The 2757-nt window shown below is 69.2% G+C and carries 2 protein-coding genes; both read right to left on the bottom strand.

Features of this window, described 5'->3' with window-relative positions; genetic code table 11:
* Positions 1-111: 111 nt before the first annotated feature.
* A complete protein-coding gene (gene istB, locus P3H15_RS53480; RefSeq protein ID WP_276144740.1) occupies positions 112-891 on the bottom strand; it encodes an IS21-like element helper ATPase IstB in 780 nt (259 codons plus the stop codon).
* A gap of 90 nt (positions 892-981) precedes the next feature.
* A complete protein-coding gene (istA, locus tag P3H15_RS53475; RefSeq protein ID WP_276144739.1) occupies positions 982-2517 on the bottom strand; it encodes an IS21 family transposase in 1536 nt (511 codons plus the stop codon).
* Between the last annotated feature and the right edge of the window lie 240 nt (positions 2518-2757).

Below are 2757 nucleotides of genomic sequence, written 5' to 3'. Positions count from 1 at the left end.
TGTCAAGGGACATTGGTTTCTGCCCACGGGCGGACACGAAACCTGCCCGTAGGCGGACACGGGTTTCTGCCCACGGGCGGACACGAAACTGCCCACGGTGTGGTGTTGTGGTCAGGTGAGTGGGTCGACGCCGGTGCCGGCGAGGGCTTGGCTCATCCGGATCGATTTGCCGCTGGTCTGACACAGGTGGGCGTGATGCATGAGCCGATCGACGGTGGCGGTGGCCAGGGTCTTGGGCATCAGCTCGTCGAATCCAGCCGGATGAAGATTCGACGACAGCGCCAGGGCGCGTTTCTCATACGCGGCATCCACCAGCCGGTAGAGGCCTTCCGCAGCGTCGGCGGCCACCGCCAACAGGCCAATGTCATCGATGACCACGAGATCGGCGCGCAGCAGCTTGGTCAGGGCCCCCGAGACCGAGTCGTCGGCGCGGTGCCGGCGGATCAGGGCGCCGAGGTCTTCGAGGGTGAACCACAGCACCTTTCGTCCCTGTTCGACGGCGTGCTGACCGAGGGCCTCGAGGAAGAATGTCTTCCCGGTTCCCGAGGGGCCGCAGACGACGAGGTTCTCGCGCCGGTCGATCCATTCGAGGGTGCGCAGCGCCTGCTGGGTCGGCGCCGGGATGGAGGACAGTTCCGGTTTCCAGGCGTCGAAGGTCTTGCCGGTGGGAAACGCGGCGGCGGCGCGGCGGGTGGCCAGCGCCGAGCGTTCCCGTCCGGCGGCCTCCTCGGCGAGCAGCGCCTTGAGGACCTCGGCGGGTTCCCAGCGTTGGGCGCGGGCGGTGGCCAGCACGTCGGGGGCGGCGCGGCGGATGTGCGGCAGCCGCAGCCGGTGCAGCAGGGATTCCAAGTCGGCCGGCAGCGGCGGCGCCGACGGTGGTGCAGTGCTCACGAGGGTCTCCTTCGGGTGCCGGTTGAAATCGGACTGTGAACTCGATTAGTCTGCGGTGCAGAGTTTTTCGCGTCAGCGTGGGCGGTGTTCCTAGAGTTCGGCTGCACCGTCGACGGGAACCTCGCCGCCGAGGGCGGCCCAGCCGCTGGTGCCCTGGGCCAGGGACCGGGATTCGTCGGCCCGGTGGGTGCGGTCCGAGGCGACGCCGGCGGGGTGGGCGTCCAGGATCGCCATCAGGTCGCCCTCGGCGAAGCGGCCGTACGCGGCGGCGTGCCCGAGCGCCCAGTCGACCCGTTCGGCGCCGAGCAGCTTCGCCAGCGACACCGCGTGGTCCATCTTCACGCGGATCTTCCCGGTGCCGGCCTCGGCGGCCTCACACAGCCACAGCCGGGCACCGGCACCGATGTCGCAGAAGGCGCGTTCGGCGTCGGTCCGCGGGATCGGCTGACGGGCCAGCACCCCGGCCGGGGGCGGTGGGAAGTGCTCGTCGCAGATCTGCGGGGAGCCGGGGCGGGCCCGCCGGTGCCGGGCGACCTCGACCGGGCCACCCTCGCCGTGGTGGACGACGACGATCCGCTCGGAGGCCCCGGCGCCGTGCGCGCGGACGAACACCGTCTGCCCGCGCAGGATGTGTGGCACCGAGTACTGGCCGTTCTCGAACGCGACCATCGGTGTGTTGTCGGGGACGATGCGCGTCACACCCCAGGTCACGGTGTGCGCGGCGGCCGGGACCGGATGCAGGTGGAGGCGTTCTTCGGCGAGCATGTCGGCCGGGACGCGGCGGGTGGTGCGGTGGATCCGGGTGTTGACCTGGTCGCAGAAGGCGGTGCAGGCGGCCTCGAGGTCGTCGAAACTGTCGTACTCGGCGGCGAGATTGTGGTCGGTGGGCACCAGGTCGGCCTTGGCCAGCTTGACGGTGTTCTCCACCCCGCCCTTGGTGGCCGGGTCCGAGGGCAGACAGGTCTTCACGACCAGGCCGTAGAACCGGGCGAACGAGACCACACCCGGGTTGCGGACGGCGACCGAGGCGATGTGTTCGGTGGTGACCATCTTCTCGTTGTCGGTGAGCAGATACGTCGGGACACCACCGATCCGACGGAAGGCCCGGTCCAGGCCCGCGTAGACGGAGGGGGCGGTGCGATCACGCAACGGGATCACCACCCGGTACCGGCACCAGGCCAGCCACGCGCACAGCAGCACCGTCTTGGCGCCGTCGACGACCGGGCCGTCACCGAAGTCGTACTGCAACCAGAGCCCGGGTTCGGTGATCCACGGCCTGTGCACCCGGGTGTGCCCGAGCCGGTAGGCGCGCTTGACCCGGGCCACGGCGCGGCGGGTGGTGCGTTCGGTGCCGGTGAATCCGAGGGCCAGCAGTTTGTCGTGGGCGACGTCGGCGCGGACCCGTCCCTTCGAATGTTCCACCCATTCTTCGATTTTCGGTAGATATTCGTCGATCAGCATCGGTCTCTTCTCCCGTGGTGGGGTCGGGACATCGGCGGTGTCGCGTTCGGCGACGAGACGGGCGACGGTGTGATGCGAGCACCCCGCCAGCGCGGCGGCGGCGCGATAGGACTTCGTCAGGTCGTAGGCTTCGAGAATTTCCATGACTTCCTTGGCAGACTTCACGACGGCCTCTCCTCGAGGTTTCGCGGGACGTGGTAGCACCGTCGAGCGAACCCGAGGAGGGGCCCCGACCCGGGGAGGCGATCGGGTCGAAGATCGAACGTGTCGTACAGCTGAGACACCCGCGTGGGCAGTTTCGTGTCCGCCAGCGGGCAGAAACCCTTGTCCGTCAGTGGGCAGTTTCGTGGCCGCTACCGGGCACTTTCGTGACCGCCCATGGGCAGCTTTTCATGTCCGCCGACA

It is taken from the genome of Rhodococcus sp. T2V, assembly GCF_029269925.1.
In the GTDB taxonomy this organism is placed as follows: domain Bacteria; phylum Actinomycetota; class Actinomycetes; order Mycobacteriales; family Mycobacteriaceae; genus Rhodococcus_F; species Rhodococcus_F koreensis.
This window is presented reverse-complemented; position numbering and strand designations above follow the sequence as displayed.